We start from the raw sequence: 15,044 nt of genomic DNA on the forward strand, positions 1-15,044 counted from the left end.
TAAAATGGGAAAGGAAAATATGATAAGGGTGATGGCATGATTCGAAAAGCTGTGATTCCCGCAGCAGGTCTGGGGACCAGGATGCTGCCGCTGACCAAGTCCCAGCCGAAGGAAATGCTTCCGCTGGGGAGAAAGCCATGTATTCAATATATTGTGGAAGAGCTGGCGGATGCCGGGATTACTCAGATCCTGTTCATTACCGGGCAGAAGAAACGGGCCATCGAGGACCATTTTGACAAGGATACCGGGCTGGAAAAAATGCTGTCCATGAGCGGCCAGCAGGATATCCTGGAGGAACTGAAGTTTCATGACCTGGATGTTTCCTATTTTTATACCCGGCAGAGTGTGCCCCAGGGACTGGGCCATGCCGTCGGCTGTGCCCGGGATTTTATCTGCGGGGAGCCCTTTGTCATTGCGTTGGGGGATTCCATTATTCATTCCGATGAAGACCGGTCCCTGTTGAAGCGCATGATGGATCAATCAGAGGCGGATCCCGGATCCTTTGTGATTGGCACGCAATCCGTTCCTTTGGGGGACGTGCACAAATATGGCATGATAAAGCCCGGGAAAAAAGGGACGGACAAAGGGACAGTGGAAATAGAGGACCTGATGGAAAAGCCTTCCGCCGGACAGACGCCTTCCACCCTGGCCGTTGCCGCCAGATATGTTATGCCCTATCGCTTGTTTGATGCCCTGGAGCGGACAAGTCCGGGGAAAGGCGGGGAAATTCAGCTGACCGATGCCATCCGGCTGCTGCTGAGGGAAGGAACAAAGGGATATTCCGTCTCTCTGACCGGGCGGGAGAAGCGGTACGATATTGGAAATATCCGTTCCTATTACGAGGCCTTTGTGGATTTTGCGCTGGAAGATGAGAAGTACGGGTATCAGCTGAAGCAATATCTGATTCAAAAGTTTCATCTGTGAACGGCTTCCATCCCGGAAGGTCTGCTCATCACCTGCAGAGATGGGAGGATTCTCAGTTTTGTTAAAATACGAGTGGGGGAAAGCAAATGATTCGAGCAACGGCTCCCGGCAGGGCAGGGATTATCGGTAATCCAACCGATGGATATGGCGGCACCATGATTGCCTGTGCCATTCCAAACCGCGCCTGGGTGGAGATGGAGGAAAGCGATCGGCTGACTGTGGAAAATGACGGGGAGAAGCAGATCCTGATGTGGCAGAACGATTTTGACAACCGGAAGGATCGTTTTGATATCGTCCGCTCGGTGCTCCGCTATTACCGCCTGTATGATCTGAAGGCGGACATCCGGTTTGGAAGCGATATCCCTGTGCAGGCCGGATTGGCAGGCTCCACGGCCTTGTTGTCTGCGATTCAGTCCGCTGTGCTGACGTATATCGGAGAGAGGCATTCCCCGTATCAGCTTGCAGAGCTGAACCGGATCATCGAGCTGAACTATATGAAATGCCAGTGCGGTTATCAGGATGCCTATATGACGACGTTTGGAGGCCTGAATTATCTGGATTTCCGCGGCAAGGAATACTATAGGGAACTGGACAGGGAGATCTATGCCACGGTGGAGCCTCTTCATCCTTTTGTGGATCAGCTGCCCTTTGTTATAGCCCATACCGGGATCCGGCACGATTCCGGCGAATTTCACAGGCCCCTGCGGGAGCGATGGCTGGAAGGTGATCCGGCATTGGTCCGGGGTTATCGGGAGATCGCCCATATCGCAAGGGAAGGAAAAAAGGCCCTGCTGTCGGAAGACTGGGAGAAATTTGGCTTTCTGATGAACAAGAACCATGAGATTCAGGACAATTTATGCGATTCCGGAGGGCGGAACAATGCCATGATCCGGACTGCAAAACGGAGCGGTGCTTTGGGTGCCAAGCTGGCAGGAGCCGGCGGAGGCGGTACCATTATTGCCCTGACGCCGGATCCGGAAAGGACCCGGAATGCTCTTGCGGAAGCCGGAGTAAAGCAATTTATAGAGCTGGATCCGGCCGGAGCGGGGATCCTCGTGGAACGGCGGAAAGCGGCAAATACGCTGAGCCGGAAGGAGAAGGAAGGGTAGACTGCGGGCAGATACCTCTTCGGATATCGTAAAAAATCTTTTTTGGATATCTTTCATGATATACGGACAGAGTTCTATTTTTATGCTATAATAAAAACACACTTAATCATCTTAGGTATTAAAGCCTTCGACTTTTTGCCGATAAGAGCAAACCATTGGAAACGGTGGGACGCAAAGCTGCAGGGTCTGTCTTCCGCAAGGAAGTGATTGCCTGGCTGCCGAAGAGAAAGTTTTCTGTGCCCGGATCAAAGATGGTGGTAAAAGTTGAACCGTTTAATTCTGAACGATGATTTAAGATAGACCCCCTTTATGAGGCACTTTGGATCTTTCATCTGAAGTGCTTTCATTTTTGCGCACCTGCTGCCGGATCATGAAGTTTTTGGACTGGACAGATTCCGCTTTGTTCGATACAATCAGGATGATTTTTTGCTCCGGGAAAGAAAGGGCTGGATTCAAACATATGATGGAAGAAAACAAATATCCGACGGATGGGGGCTGCCGGGTTCCTCTGGGGGAGTTTGAGCGGCTGGATGACCTGCAGTATAAGGGGCTCCGAATCATACAGGATACCCGGAAGTTTTGTTTTGGGGTGGACGCAGTTCTGTTATCCCATTTTGCGGATATCAAAATGGGGGACAGAGTGGTGGATCTGGGGACAGGCACCGGGGTCCTTCCGATTTTGCTGGCCGGCAGAATGCCGGATGCGGAGATTTACGGGGTGGAAATTCAGCCGGATATGGTGGAAATGGCAAACCGAAGCATCCGGCTGAATGGTTTGGAATCCCATGTCCGTATCCAGGCCGGGGATTTGAAGAAAGCCCCGGATGCGCTGGGCAAAAACCGGTTTACCCTGGTCGTGTCCAATCCTCCCTACCGGAAGGCAGGCAGCGGGGCGGTCAATCCCCGGGACGCAAAAGCCATTGCAAGACATGAGATATTGTGTACGCTGGATGATGTGTTGGCTGCAGCCTCCGGGCTCCTGGCCCCGGGAGGACGTCTGGCCATGATCCATCAGGCCGATCGTCTGACGGACATTCTGACCGGAATGCGGCAGCACCGGCTGGAACCGAAACGGATCTGTACGGTTTATCCGCAGCCGGGCAAGGCTCCGAACCGGATTCTGGTGGAGGCGGAGCGTTTTGGCAAGTCTCCTCTCAGGTGGCTTCCTCCGCTGTTTATCTATCAGGAGAACGGGCAATATACAAAGGAATTGATGGAAATATACCATATTTCTGTTACGGAAGAGAAGAAAGGAAAGATGGAGCAGGGAATGAACAGGAACAAAACAGACTGTCACGGCAAGGGCTCAACGGGTCCGGGAATGCTTTATCTTTGCGGGACGCCCATTGGAAATCTGGAGGATATCACCCTGCGGGCACTCCGAATATTGAAGGAAGCGGACTGTATTGCAGCGGAGGATACCCGTCATACCCTGAAGCTTCTGAACCACTATGGAATTTCCAGGCCCCTGATCTCCTATCATGAGCATAACCGGCTGGAAAAAGGGCCGGAGATCATTCGCAGGGTGCAGCAGGGACAAAAGGTTGTGGTGGTTTCCGATGCCGGCATGCCCGGGATATCCGATCCGGGGGCGGATCTTTCTGTTCTGGCACAGGAAGCCGATGTTCCGGTTTCGATTCTGCCCGGTCCGTCTGCTTCCCTGTCTGCTCTGGTATTGTCCGGACTTTCGGCAGAACGCTTTGTGTTTGAAGGGTTTCTGCCCAGGGAAGGAAAGGAGCGTCGGACGCGGATTCAGCTGCTCCGGGAGGAGGAACGCACTGTGATCCTCTATGAGGCGCCCCATCGGCTGATTTCCCTTCTGAATGATTTGCTGGCGGGACTGGGGGATCGCCGGATCACCATTGTAAGGGAGCTGACCAAGATCCATGAGGAAGTTTTGCCCATGACCCTGGCAAAGGCCGTGGAGTACTATACGGAAAAGGTGCCGAAAGGCGAGTTTGTCGTGATTCTGGAGGGAGTGCACAGGGACAGCCGGATGGACTTCAGCCGGATCAGCATAGAAGATCACCTGAAGGAGTATCTTCGGATCGGAATGAATAAAAAAGAGGCCGTGAAACAGGTGGCACGGGACAGGCATCTTCCGAAAAGCGAAGTCTATCCGTTCAGCATCGGGTTGTAAACTGGCCATAACAGGAAAAAGGGAGAAAATAAAAAAGCAGCATAAAGCTGCTTTATACAGGAAGGATACCCTTGCACATATCCTCCCTGACGAAATACCTGGTGTGCGTATTCGTGTTTCCGATTGTTTTTATCATGTCCGATGCCGATAAAGCTTATTTCCCGAGGCTTCCATTGTTGACGCTGTTGGCCATTTCCGCCAGACAGTTTTTGCAGATGTTTTTCCCCCGGTATTGGATGACATCCCGTGCATCATCGCAGAAAATGCAGGCCGGTGCATACTTTTTCAGGATAATCTGTTCTCCGTCCACATAGATTTCCAGAGCATCTTTTTCCTCGATATCGAGTGTCCTGCGGAGCTCGATGGGAATTACCACTCTGCCTAATTCGTCAACCTTCCTGACAATACCTGTAGATTTCATCTTTTCCTCCCTCTCCTCATACAAAATTCGACAGATTTCTGACACAAATCATTTTACCAATAATTGAAATAAAAGTCAACCCAACTGCGCAACATTTTTCTAGCTTTTTCAAAATTGTTGACAAGTCTCCGGGAATTGGTTCTAGTGGACAAATGTACTGTCATATTTATGGAACTAGGACACGGAGACGGAGGTGACGAGGGTGGTTAATGTTGTCTGGATCCTGCTGCTGCTGGGCGGATTTCTTACCGCCATGTTCAACGGAAGGATCGCTGCCGTAACGCAGGCAGCTCTGGACAGTGCCAAATATGCCGTTGAACTTTGTTTTGGATTGATCGGGATCTATGCTCTCTGGCTCGGGCTGATGAAGGTTGCGGAAAAATCCGGCCTGGTAAAGGCCATTTCCGGGAAGATTGCACCGGTTCTGAAGTTTTTGTTTCCGGGGGTACCGGCGAAAAGTTCTGCCATGGGCGCCATTACCATGAACATCATTGCCAATATGCTGGGCCTGGGAAACGCGGCAACCCCTCTCGGAATCAGCGCCATGAAAGAGCTGCAGCACCTGAATCGGGACAGGGACTCGGCTTCCGATGCCATGTGCATGTTTCTGGTGATCAATACTTCCTGTGTTCAGCTGATCCCTGCCACCGTCATCGCCATCCGGAGCGCCGCAGGATCCGCCAATCCGACGGAGATTATCGGGACCACCCTGATTGCAACCCTGTGTTCCGCAGCAACGGGGATAGCAGCGGTTTTTATCCTGAAGCGTTTTTATTGAATCAGGAGTGTTTAATGAAGCAAAATGGAGGGAAAGGGTATGATCCAGATCACACAATGGATATCCGCTCTTGCCATACCGGTATTCATTATTTTTGTGCTGGGATATGGGGCGGTGAAGGGAGTGCCGGTGTATGAAACATTTGTGGAAGGAGCCGGGGAAGGCATCCGCACGGCATTCCACATTCTTCCGTATCTGGTCGCCATGTTTGTGGCCATTGGGGTGTTCCGCGCTTCGGGGGCCATGGATTTCCTGATCCGGATTCTTTCCCCGGTCACCAACCTGGCGGGGATTCCTCCTGAGATCCTTCCGCTGGCAATGATGCGTCCCATGTCCGGATCTGCTTCCTCAGGCATGCTGGCAGAGTTGTTCCGGACCTACAGCCCGGATTCTTTTATCGGCCGGTGCGCCTCGACGATGATGGGATCCACGGAAACCGTATTTTATACCATTTCCGTGTATTTTGGATCCGTTGGCATCAAAAAAACCAGGTATGTCCTGGCAGCCGGGCTTCTGGCGGATCTGGCGGGATTATTGGCTTCGGTTGCAATATGCAGTCTGATTTTGGGCAGGTAAAGGTGGTTTCATTGTAAAATTCGACGGAATGGGTGTTCTGTGTTATAATTTAAGGAAATAAACAGATGGAGGCTATTGAATGAGGGTATATGCTACTCCTGACAATATCGTTGGTAAGGAGTTAAGGGACAAGACAGTTGTTGTAGTTGACGTCCTGCGGACAGGCAGTACGATACTTACCGCACTCTGCCATGGCTGCAAAGAGGTGATTCCTGCTGTAGAGACAGAGGCGGTCATCCGGATGTCAAAGAATTATGAAAAGAACTCCTTCTTGCTATGCGGGGAGAGGAATATGCAGGCGATTGAGGGATTCCACCTTTCCAATTCTCCACTGGAATATACAAGGGAGCAGGTTGCCGGGAAGACTTTGCTGATGACCACCACCAATGGGACAAAGGCCATCTGCAGGACCAACGATGCACGGGAAGTCCTGATCTGCGGTCTGGTCAATGTGGACGCAGTGGCGGAGTATCTTTCCGGACAGGACAGTGATATTGTATTTCTCTGCGCAGGTACAAACGGGCAGTTCTCACTGGAGGATATTGTAGCGGCGGGAGCGGTCCTGAACCGGCTGTGTACCAGGTTGGGGATGCAGGATCCGGAGATGGGGGATCTGGCTGTTCTGGCCGCTTCCATATACGATCACGATAAGGGGGATCTGAACAGCCTGCTGAAGGGCTGCACACAGTACCGGAAGCTGGCGGAGGCCGGATTGGACCGGGACATTACATATTGTTTGACACAGAATGCGGCGCCTGTGGTGGGCGTGTATCGGGACGGTGTGATCCGGATTCCCGGACCGGCGCAGGCGCAGAATGATGAAAACAGGGAATAAAATCATAAAATCTGCCATACTGGCAAAATACTGCATATGGAATCGTTGACAAGGCAATCATAGATGAATATAATAAGGTAAAGTCCGGATAAAAGAAAAACGCAGGGATGGGAAGAGTAGGCAGAAGAGCCGCCAGAAGCGAGCCGGATCAGGTGAAAGCCGGCGGCGGGGGACTGCTGAAGATGGCCCCGGAGCGAAGCAGCTGAACAATTGGAGTAGGCTGCTGCGGAGGATTCCGTTATCGATCAGGTGATTTCTGTCACTGAAATGAGATTTCGGAATATTTGCCGAAAAATAGGGTGGTACCGCGTGCCCCTCGCCCCTAAGATGGTGAGGGGTTTTTGTGTGCCTGCAGATCTGTTGGATGCCGGGTGTGCAGGATTTTATGGGATGATGGGATGGAACAATAAATGATGGAAAATAAGGATGGAGACAGTACGGAAAGTCAAGTGTAAAAGAAGGAAAGATGGAAAGGAAGAGAATTGTGTCACAGAAAAAAACCTTTTATATTACCACACCGATTTATTATCCCAGTGCGAAACTGCACATCGGGAATTCGTATACCACCGTGGCGGCAGATGCCATGGCCCGATTCAAGAGAATGACGGGATATGATGTGATGTTCCTGACCGGCACCGATGAGCATGGTCAGAAGATTGAGAAAATTGCAAAAGCCAACGGGGTTGCTCCCAGGCAGTACGTGGATGGAATTGTCGCGGACATCAAAAAGCTGTGGAAGCTGCTGGATATTTCCTATGATGATTTTATCCGTACCACGGACAAGCGTCATGAAAAGGCAGTACAGAAGATCTTCAAAAGGCTGTACGATCAGGGGGATATTTATAAGGGAAAGTACGAAGGCTGGTACTGTACGCCCTGTGAATCCTTCTGGACGAAGCGTCAGCTGAAAGACGGAAAATGTCCGGACTGCGGCCGTGATGTAGAGCTGGTGCAGGAAGAAAGCTATTTTTTCCGGATATCCAGGTATCAGGATCGTCTGATTCAATATATCGAAGAGCACCCGGGCTTTATCCAGCCCCAGTCCCGCCAGAATGAAATGGTGAACAATTTTCTGCGGCCCGGCCTGGAGGATCTGTGCGTATCCAGAACATCCTTTCGCTGGGGCATTCCGGTGCCCTTTGATCCCAAACATGTCATTTATGTATGGATTGATGCCCTGACGAACTATATCACGGCATTGGGATATCTGTCGGATCATCCGGAGAAATTTGAAAAATACTGGCCGGCGGATGTTCACCTGGTGGGCAAGGATATCATCCGGTTTCATACCATCATCTGGCCCGCCATGCTGATGGCGCTGGACCTGCCTCTTCCGATAAAGGTCTTCGGCCACGGATGGCTGCTGCTGGAAGGCGGCAAAATGTCCAAGTCCAAAGGGAATGTTGTGGATCCGGCGGTCCTGGTGGAGCGGTATGGACTGGATGCCGTCCGGTACTTCCTGCTGCGGGAGGTTCCCTTCGGCGCCGACGGATCGTTTTCCAACGAGGAGCTGGTCACCCGGATCAATTCGGATCTGGCCAATGATCTGGGCAATCTGCTCAGCCGGACTGTCGCCATGATTGAAAAATATTTTGACGGCAGGATTCCGGTGTGCGGGGAAGCAACGGCGCTGGACAGGGAACTGGAACAGATGGCCATGGAGGTTCCGGGGAAAGTGGGGAAGCAGATGGATGATCTCCAGTTCAGCAACGCCCTAGCGGACATCTGGAAGCTGATCGGACGGGCCAATAAATATATTGACGAAACTACCCCGTGGATTCTCGCAAAGTCGGAGGAGGACAGGCCCAGGCTCGGTACAGTATTGTATCATCTGGCGGAGATCCTTCGGATGGTATCCGTTTTGATTCAGCCCTTTATGCCCCATACTCCCGGGGAAATCCAAAAACAGCTGGGAATCCCCGGTTCCGAAGAAACCACATGGGACAGCCTGAAGGAATTTGGACATCTGAAGTCCGGTATCCGTGTGGAGAGGGGCAAGGCGATCTTCCCCCGGCTGGATCCCGCTGTGGAAATTGCGGAACTGGAGCAGATCCGGCAGAAAAATGAGGAGCGTGCGAAGGCAGCGGCATCCGGTGCGGATTCCTCCCATGGAGGGGAACCCGGCAGGAAATCCCAACGGGAGGAAAGTCCGGATGACCCGGAGTCGGGCCATCTGCCGGAGATTACCATAAAGGATTTTAAAAAACTGGATTTTCGGGTTGCCAGAGTCACCGCAGCGGAGCGGGTGGAGAAAACCAGGAAATTATTGAAACTGACTCTGGATGTGGGCGGACAGGTCCGCCAGGTGGTTTCCGGCATTGCGGAGAACTACCGGCCGGAGGATTTGCCGGGCAGACAGGTGATCCTGGTGGCCAATCTCAAGCCGGCAAAGCTGAGGGGAATACAATCGGAAGGCATGATACTGGCGGCTTCCGATGTCAGCGGAAAGCCGGTATTGGCAACGGTTTCCGAAGAAGCGCCTTCCGGATCCCGGGTGGAATAGCGGAACGAACATTTGGAAGAACAGGAGTGAGGACGGATGTTGTTTGACAGTCATGCGCATCTGGACGATGAGCAGTTTGACGGGGACCGGGATGCGTTGATCCGCAGTCTGCCGGCCAGGGGCGTTTCCTGTGTTTTGAATGCCGGCGACAGTCTGGTTTCTTCCGGGCGTGCCGTGGAACTGGCCGAAAAATATGATTTTATCTATGCGGCAGTGGGGATCCATCCTCATGGGGCGGTCCGGATGCAGGAGGAGGATCTGAAGGCTCTTGCAGAGCTGGCTAAACATCCCAAAGTGGTTGCCATCGGAGAGATCGGACTGGATTACCACTATGACAACCCGCCCCGGGATATTCAGAAGAAACGGTTTATCGATCAGCTGAAGCTTTCTTCGGAGGAGAACCTTCCCGTGATCATTCACGACAGGGAAGCCCATGGGGATACACTGGATATTCTGAAATCCCATCGGCCAGCCCGGGGAAAATGTGTGATGCACAGCTATTCGGGCAGTTGGGAAATGGCGAAGGTCCTGCTGGACATGGGCTGCTTTCTGTCTATTGGCGGGCCGGTTACCTTTAAAAACGCGGGTAAGGCGGTGGAGATCGCAGAAAAGATTCCGCTGGAATCCCTGCTGATTGAAACGGACAGCCCTTATCTTACCCCACATCCGTACCGGGGACACCGAAACGATCCGGGGATGGTGCGGCTGGTGGCAGAGCGGATTGCGCAGATCCGGGGCATGGAGTATGATGAGGTGGCTCGGATTACCCTGGAGAACGCCTGCCGGTTTTTCGGAATCCGGCCACCGGCGGAGTAGCAGGGCTGGATTTTATATCGTCCTTTCGTGCTTCCGTCTCATCGTGCCCGCCGGCGGAGCGCCGGGGACCGGGCTGCTTGCAGGGGATCGTATATCATGACAGGGGGAATGGTATGAATACTTTTGTATATGGGATCGGGAAGTCATTGTACGTCAATCTGACCAATCGATGCACCAACCGGTGTGATTTTTGTGTGCGCAGGGAAGGAGAAGGGGTAGGCGGATATCATCTCTGGCTGGATCGGGAGCCGAATGCGCAGGATGTACTGGATTTGATTCCGGATCCGTCCGTCTGGCAGGAAATCGTATTTTGCGGTTATGGGGAACCGATGCTGCGGCTGGATACGCTTCTTTCCATTGCCTCCGCCCTCCGGGAAAAGGATCCGGATTGCAAAATACGGATCAATACCAACGGGCAGGCCAATCTGCACTACGGCATCAATGTTGTCCCGCAGCTTAAGGGGCGGATCGATACCATATCGATCAGTCTGAATGCCCCGGACGCACAAAGCTACCAAAAAATGTGTCATTCCGAATTTGGCGCGGAAGCCTTTGGTGGAATGTTGGATTTTACAAGGGAATGTGTAAAACTTCTTCCGGAGGTGATTCTGTCTGTTGTTGATGTCCTGAGTCCGGAGGAGATTGAAAAGTGCAGGAAAATTGCCCGGGATACCGGCGCAGAATTCAGGGTACGTGAATTTATTGATTCTTCTGATCCGGACAGTTGATTTTCGGAACCCGAAAGCCCTTTTGGGCTTTTTTCTTTTCTGGTGTATAAAGGATTGTGCCATCTGGAATAATATAGAACGAAGTCCGGCTTTTTCCTTGCAATGTCCCTAAATGTTAAAAAGGTTTGACAAGATGTTAAAATTATATTACAATACCTGACGTCAACTCCCCTGTTTCCAAAAGAGAAGGAGGTTGAATATATGAGTTCACACCGATGGGGCTTCTGGAGCAAGTTTTTTGTCATGCTCCTGATTGCCTTGATTGTTGCCGGAGGAGCGACTGCCCAGCTGGACAATTATGTGCAGAACATTGCCAGGCACGTAACGCTGGACGATGATGGGTATCGTGTTGAGATAACCACATTTGAGAACAATGTAACGGAATTGCTGAACAGGTACGATATTACCCTTGGACCGGGCGATGAAATCACACCGGACCCTGGGACGCCGTTGCAAAAGTATACGAAGATCCGAATCACAAGAGCCATGCCTGTATGGGTAGAGGCGGACGGGGAGAAGAAGAATATTCATGTAACGGAAGGAACGGTACAGGATGTTCTGAACAAGGCAGAAGTAACGGTGCGGGAAAAGGATCAGGTAAATCATCCTCTCACGGATCCGGTAAAGCCATATGATCGGATTAAAGTGACCCGCATGGATGAAGAAATCCTCACGGAAAAGGAAGCCATTCCTTACCAGGTTCACACCAGAGAAAACAGTCAAATGGATGAAGGAGTGAGCAAGGTTGTTCAGGAAGGGAAACAGGGAGAACGACAAAGAAAAATTCAGATCACTTACCGGGATGGAGTGGAAGTTTCCCGCAATGTAGCGGGGGAAGCAGTAACGGTTTCACCGGTGGATCATATTGTGGAAAAAGGGACGAAGAAGAAACAGGTACCGAATTCCAGAGGAGACAGAACTCGTCCCTCTGCAGCTTCCGGAAAGAGCACCACTCGTTCTTCCGCAGCTTCCAAAGGAGATGCCGCCAGCTATTCCGCAGTCCGGAAAATGGTGGCCACCGCATATACCGCAGGTGGCGACGGCATTGGGATCACGGCCAGCGGCAGGACTGCCCGGCCCCATCATACCATTGCTGCGCCGCCGGATGTTCCCATTGGCACGAAAGTCTATATTCCGGAGCTGGTAAAGTTCTGTGCACAGCGCGGGATAACCATTGACGGTATCTTTACCGTGGAAGACCGGGGCGGCGGCATCAAGGGCGACAAGATTGATGTCTATATGGAAGATATCAGGATGTCGCGGATATGGGGCAGGCGGACGGTAAGCGTGCATTTTATCAAATAGCAGGAATAAAAGGCGGGCAGAGGATCCTCTGCCCGTTTTCATTGAGAAGGGGGAAGAACAATGCCATCATTGACGGCTCCCGGGGAACTGAAGGAACTTCTGGCCCGGCATGGTTTTCGTTTCAGCAAAAGCCTCGGCCAGAATTTCCTCATTGATGGGAATATATTAAATAAAATCATAGAGGGAGCCGGCATCACAGGGCAGGACAAAGTCCTGGAAATCGGCCCGGGAGTAGGTACCCTGACACAGGCACTGGCCCGGGAGGCAGAAATGGTAACAGCGGTGGAAATTGACCGCGCCCTGCTCCCGATTCTGGAGGAAACGCTGAAAGGGTTTTCCAATGTCCGTGTTCTCCGGGGGGATATCCTGAAGCTGAACCTGAATGAGCTGATCCGGGAACAGTTTCAGGGCTCTCCGTTCAAAGTGGTTGCCAACCTGCCCTACTACATCACCACTCCCATTATCATGCGTTTTCTGGAGGAGGAACAGCCTTTTGTTTCCATAACGGTTATGATCCAGAAGGAAGTGGCGGAAAGAATGGCCGCCAGGCCTGGAACCAGGGAATATGGATCCCTCAGTACGGCAGTACAGTTTTTTACCTGTCCCCGGATCCTTGCCAGGGTGCCTGCCAATTGTTTTCTTCCGTCTCCGAAAGTGGATTCGGTGGTAATATCCCTGGAGAGAAGGAAGAAGCCGGCCGTTGCGGTAAACAGCCGGGCGGATTTTTTCCGCGTCAGCCGGGCGGCGTTTTGCCAGAGGAGGAAAACACTGCTGAATTCCCTTTCCGTGTCCGGGCTTACAGATATGGACAAGAGCGCATGGAGAAAGACGCTGCAGGAACTGGGAATTGATCCGATGCGTCGTGGGGAGACCCTGACTCTGGAGGAATTGGCCGGACTGAGCAATCATATTTTTCATTAATCACGGGAAGAAGCATTTTTGCCTTTTTATTCGTTTCAGAAACCAAAAAATTATTTTGGTTTCTTTTTTTGTTTTGGCTCATATATTGGTAAGGATGAGAGCTGTAATTTGATCCATTACGAATCCGGAAAGAAGAAAGGAGAGGAATAAGTTGTTGGACAATCGTCAATATCACCGGTCCTTTATCATACTGAAAACCCAGGACAGCGGATTCAGCCTGGACGACCGGAAGGAAGCGGCCGGTTACTGCAAAATGGAGATCCGGAACAACCAGGGGAAGTTCATGCTCTATGTACAGGATATGAAACCTGCTTCGCCCCGGCAGGGCATCTACGATGTGATGCTGTTATCCAGCCGGGACGAAGTGGCGCCGGTCAAACTGACCAGCATACAGGTGCCGGACAGCGGCAGGGGAGAATATGAAATCGCATTTGATCCGGATGATGTTCGTGAAACAGGTACACCCATTGATCAGTTCCATGCATTTGCAATTGTTTATCGTCCGCTGGGGGAGGGGCATGTCCTGCAATATCCCCTGATCGGCTATTCGGACAAAAGGGTGGAGATGAACTGGTCCGGTGCGGTGACCGAAAAGCTGGAGCGTTTCTATGGGCAAAAGGCGCCTGGAAGATATGCGGGCCCTGGCCCGGAGTCAAAAGAGACGCCTCAGGAAGGCGGATTGCTGTCTGTTTCGTGGCGGACCCATGGAAAGAAGAAAGCAGCATCCGGATCGGATATCGGAACGGTATCCGATGAAAAAAATTCATCGGGCGCAAAGGAAATATCCGGTGGGGATGGACGGCAATCGGAAAGTACATATTCCGGCAGAGAAAGTCCGGAAGCCATAGCATCAGCGCACCGCGAAGCCGCACGGAAGGAAGCGGAGCAGGAAAAGACCGCACGGAAGAAAGCGGAGCAGGAAGAGGCTGCACGGAAGAAAGCGGAGCAGGAAAAGGCCGCACGGAAGGAAGCGGAGCAGGAAAAGACCGCACGGAAGAAAACGGAGCAGGAAGAGGCTGCACGGAAGAAAGCGGAACAGGAAAAGACCGCACGGAAGAAAGCGGAGCAGGAAGAGGCTGCACGAAAGAAAGCGGAACAGGAAGAGGCCAGTCTGGAATTCCCGCATTTTGATCCGCCGGATATCAGATATATTTACGACAGGACGGAAGAGCAGGATACCGAAACAGACCTGTCGGAAGAAAGCCTTCCGGACAAAGATATTCTGGAGGAAGATACATTGGACGGAAACGCTTCCGAAGAGGCCCCGGATGAAAATTCCTTATACGACAGGGATACGGATATAAATTCTCCGGATACGAACGGGACAGAGGAAACCGGATATGCGGAAAACGTGCCATATGACAATATAATGCAGGAACCCATGCCGCCATCCAATCCTGCCGGATCCTATCCGGAGGGAAGGTCCTATTGGGATCAGACAAAGGATTACTTCAACCAACTGTTTCAAAACAACGCAAGAGTCTGTCCCTTTGATGGTATCCCTGAAACGGAATGGGTCCGGGTGGAGAATCCGAATCCGTCGCCGTATTCCTGCTATGGGATGACAGACTATGGCGGCAACGGAGCTGCGGATCATTATCTGGTTGGCCTGGCCCGTCACAGGGGAAAGGTCCGGTATGTAATATATGGAGTGCCGGGGATATACAGTATGGTGCCTCCCCTGTCCATGCAGGGCTTTTCCGGATGGCTCCCTGTGAAAAACGGATACGGCGCAGGGTACTGGCTGCTTTATATCGACGCAATCAGCGGAAATGTTGCGTATCCTTATTAAAGGAGGAAAAAGCAAAAAAGAAAAACCGGAAAAAGGGTAGAAACAAAAATTTTATGAAATATTCCCTTTCATAATGGGCAGGGATGTGGTAAAATGAGAGAAGTAGAATTAACATATATTACTAGTTTTTACAGCGTTCGACAATAAAGGACGATTCCATGAGAAACCAGTCAAATGTTGAAGAATGTTGTTATCA

Annotated in this window: 13 protein-coding genes, 1 pseudogene, 1 riboswitch and 1 other annotated feature; of the genes and pseudogenes, 13 read left to right on the plus strand and 1 reads right to left on the minus strand. The window is 51.7% G+C overall.

The genetic code is table 11. The annotated features are described in order from the left end of the window. Positions 1-36: 36 nt before the first annotated feature. The 4 genes and pseudogenes from QBE55_05450 to rsmI all read left to right on the plus strand — a co-directional run bounded on the left by QBE55_05450 (position 37) and on the right by rsmI (position 4,173). Entirely contained in the window at positions 37-924 is an 888-nt protein-coding gene (locus tag QBE55_05450) for a UTP--glucose-1-phosphate uridylyltransferase (GenBank protein WZL79582.1), read from the plus strand. An 86-nt stretch (positions 925-1,010) separates the two neighbouring features. Then, positions 1,011-2,033 carry a hypothetical protein gene (locus QBE55_05455; GenBank protein WZL79583.1) on the plus strand — a complete coding sequence of 341 codons (1,023 nt, stop codon included), beginning with the start codon at positions 1,011-1,013 and terminating at the stop codon, positions 2,031-2,033. A 136-nt stretch (positions 2,034-2,169) separates the two neighbouring features. Beyond that, positions 2,170-2,256, plus strand: a riboswitch (cyclic di-GMP riboswitch). 405 nt (positions 2,257-2,661) lie between these two features. Beyond that, positions 2,662-2,991 (plus strand): annotated as a pseudogene (locus QBE55_05460) (methyltransferase). Positions 2,992-3,303: 312 nt separating this feature from the next. After that, positions 3,304-4,173 carry a 16S rRNA (cytidine(1402)-2'-O)-methyltransferase gene (gene rsmI, locus QBE55_05465; GenBank protein WZL79876.1) on the plus strand — a complete coding sequence of 290 codons (870 nt, stop codon included), beginning with the start codon at positions 3,304-3,306 and terminating at the stop codon, positions 4,171-4,173. A 154-nt stretch (positions 4,174-4,327) separates the two neighbouring features. On the opposite strand, the gene QBE55_05470 is transcribed toward rsmI, so the two are convergent. After that, positions 4,328-4,594, minus strand: a complete 267-nt coding sequence (locus QBE55_05470; protein ID WZL79584.1) for an AbrB/MazE/SpoVT family DNA-binding domain-containing protein — start codon at positions 4,592-4,594, stop codon at positions 4,328-4,330. A gap of 202 nt (positions 4,595-4,796) precedes the next feature. Here QBE55_05470 and QBE55_05475 point away from each other — a divergent pair, with 202 nt between their 5' ends. The 9 genes from QBE55_05475 to QBE55_05515 all read left to right on the plus strand — a co-directional run bounded on the left by QBE55_05475 (position 4,797) and on the right by QBE55_05515 (position 14,848). Then, entirely contained in the window at positions 4,797-5,372 is a 576-nt protein-coding gene (locus QBE55_05475) for a nucleoside recognition domain-containing protein (protein WZL79585.1), read from the plus strand. A gap of 42 nt (positions 5,373-5,414) precedes the next feature. Then, the gene (locus tag QBE55_05480; protein WZL79877.1) at positions 5,415-5,948 is read left to right on the plus strand and encodes a spore maturation protein; all 534 of its coding nucleotides are present in this window, start codon (positions 5,415-5,417) and stop codon (positions 5,946-5,948) included. A 79-nt stretch (positions 5,949-6,027) separates the two neighbouring features. Further along, positions 6,028-6,783: a 2-phosphosulfolactate phosphatase gene (locus tag QBE55_05485; protein WZL79586.1), complete on the plus strand. Its 756-nt coding sequence runs from the start codon at positions 6,028-6,030 to the stop codon at positions 6,781-6,783. 95 nt (positions 6,784-6,878) lie between these two features. Further along, positions 6,879-7,110, plus strand: a binding site (T-box leader). Between the two features lie 139 nt (positions 7,111-7,249). Further along, positions 7,250-9,286, plus strand: coding sequence for a methionine--tRNA ligase (metG, locus tag QBE55_05490; protein WZL79587.1), 2,037 nt, complete (start codon positions 7,250-7,252; stop codon positions 9,284-9,286). A 36-nt stretch (positions 9,287-9,322) separates the two neighbouring features. Continuing rightward, entirely contained in the window at positions 9,323-10,102 is a 780-nt protein-coding gene (locus QBE55_05495; GenBank protein ID WZL79588.1) for a TatD family hydrolase, read from the plus strand. A 113-nt stretch (positions 10,103-10,215) separates the two neighbouring features. Continuing rightward, on the plus strand, positions 10,216-10,830 hold the full coding sequence (locus QBE55_05500; protein WZL79589.1) for a TatD family nuclease-associated radical SAM protein: 615 nt from the start codon (positions 10,216-10,218) through the stop codon (positions 10,828-10,830). A gap of 201 nt (positions 10,831-11,031) precedes the next feature. Then, complete coding sequence (locus QBE55_05505) at positions 11,032-12,135, plus strand: ubiquitin-like domain-containing protein (protein ID WZL79590.1); 1,104 nt, start codon at positions 11,032-11,034, stop codon at positions 12,133-12,135. 60 nt (positions 12,136-12,195) lie between these two features. Continuing rightward, on the plus strand, positions 12,196-13,056 hold the full coding sequence (rsmA, locus tag QBE55_05510) for a 16S rRNA (adenine(1518)-N(6)/adenine(1519)-N(6))-dimethyltransferase RsmA (protein ID WZL79591.1): 861 nt from the start codon (positions 12,196-12,198) through the stop codon (positions 13,054-13,056). A 151-nt stretch (positions 13,057-13,207) separates the two neighbouring features. Beyond that, positions 13,208-14,848, plus strand: a complete 1,641-nt coding sequence (locus QBE55_05515; protein ID WZL79592.1) for a cell envelope integrity protein TolA — start codon at positions 13,208-13,210, stop codon at positions 14,846-14,848. Positions 14,849-15,044: the final 196 nt, after the last annotated feature.

It is taken from the genome of Eubacteriales bacterium mix99 (genome assembly GCA_038396605.1).
Taxonomy (GTDB): domain Bacteria; phylum Bacillota; class Clostridia; order Caldicoprobacterales; family DTU083; genus UBA4874.

Coding starts and splice junctions, on each gene's coding strand:
- QBE55_05495 (WZL79588.1), top strand. CDS start 9,323: ATGTTGTTTGACAGTCATGCGCATCTGGACGATGAGCAGTTTGACGGG.
- QBE55_05500 (WZL79589.1), top strand. CDS start 10,216: ATGAATACTTTTGTATATGGGATCGGGAAGTCATTGTACGTCAATCTG.
- QBE55_05485 (WZL79586.1), top strand. CDS start 6,028: ATGAGGGTATATGCTACTCCTGACAATATCGTTGGTAAGGAGTTAAGG.
- QBE55_05455 (WZL79583.1), top strand. CDS start 1,011: ATGATTCGAGCAACGGCTCCCGGCAGGGCAGGGATTATCGGTAATCCA.
- QBE55_05470 (WZL79584.1), bottom strand. CDS start 4,594: ATGAAATCTACAGGTATTGTCAGGAAGGTTGACGAATTAGGCAGAGTG.
- metG (WZL79587.1), top strand. CDS start 7,250: ATGGAAAGGAAGAGAATTGTGTCACAGAAAAAAACCTTTTATATTACC.
- rsmI (WZL79876.1), top strand. CDS start 3,304: ATGAACAGGAACAAAACAGACTGTCACGGCAAGGGCTCAACGGGTCCG.
- QBE55_05450 (WZL79582.1), top strand. CDS start 37: ATGATTCGAAAAGCTGTGATTCCCGCAGCAGGTCTGGGGACCAGGATG.
- QBE55_05505 (WZL79590.1), top strand. CDS start 11,032: ATGAGTTCACACCGATGGGGCTTCTGGAGCAAGTTTTTTGTCATGCTC.
- rsmA (WZL79591.1), top strand. CDS start 12,196: ATGCCATCATTGACGGCTCCCGGGGAACTGAAGGAACTTCTGGCCCGG.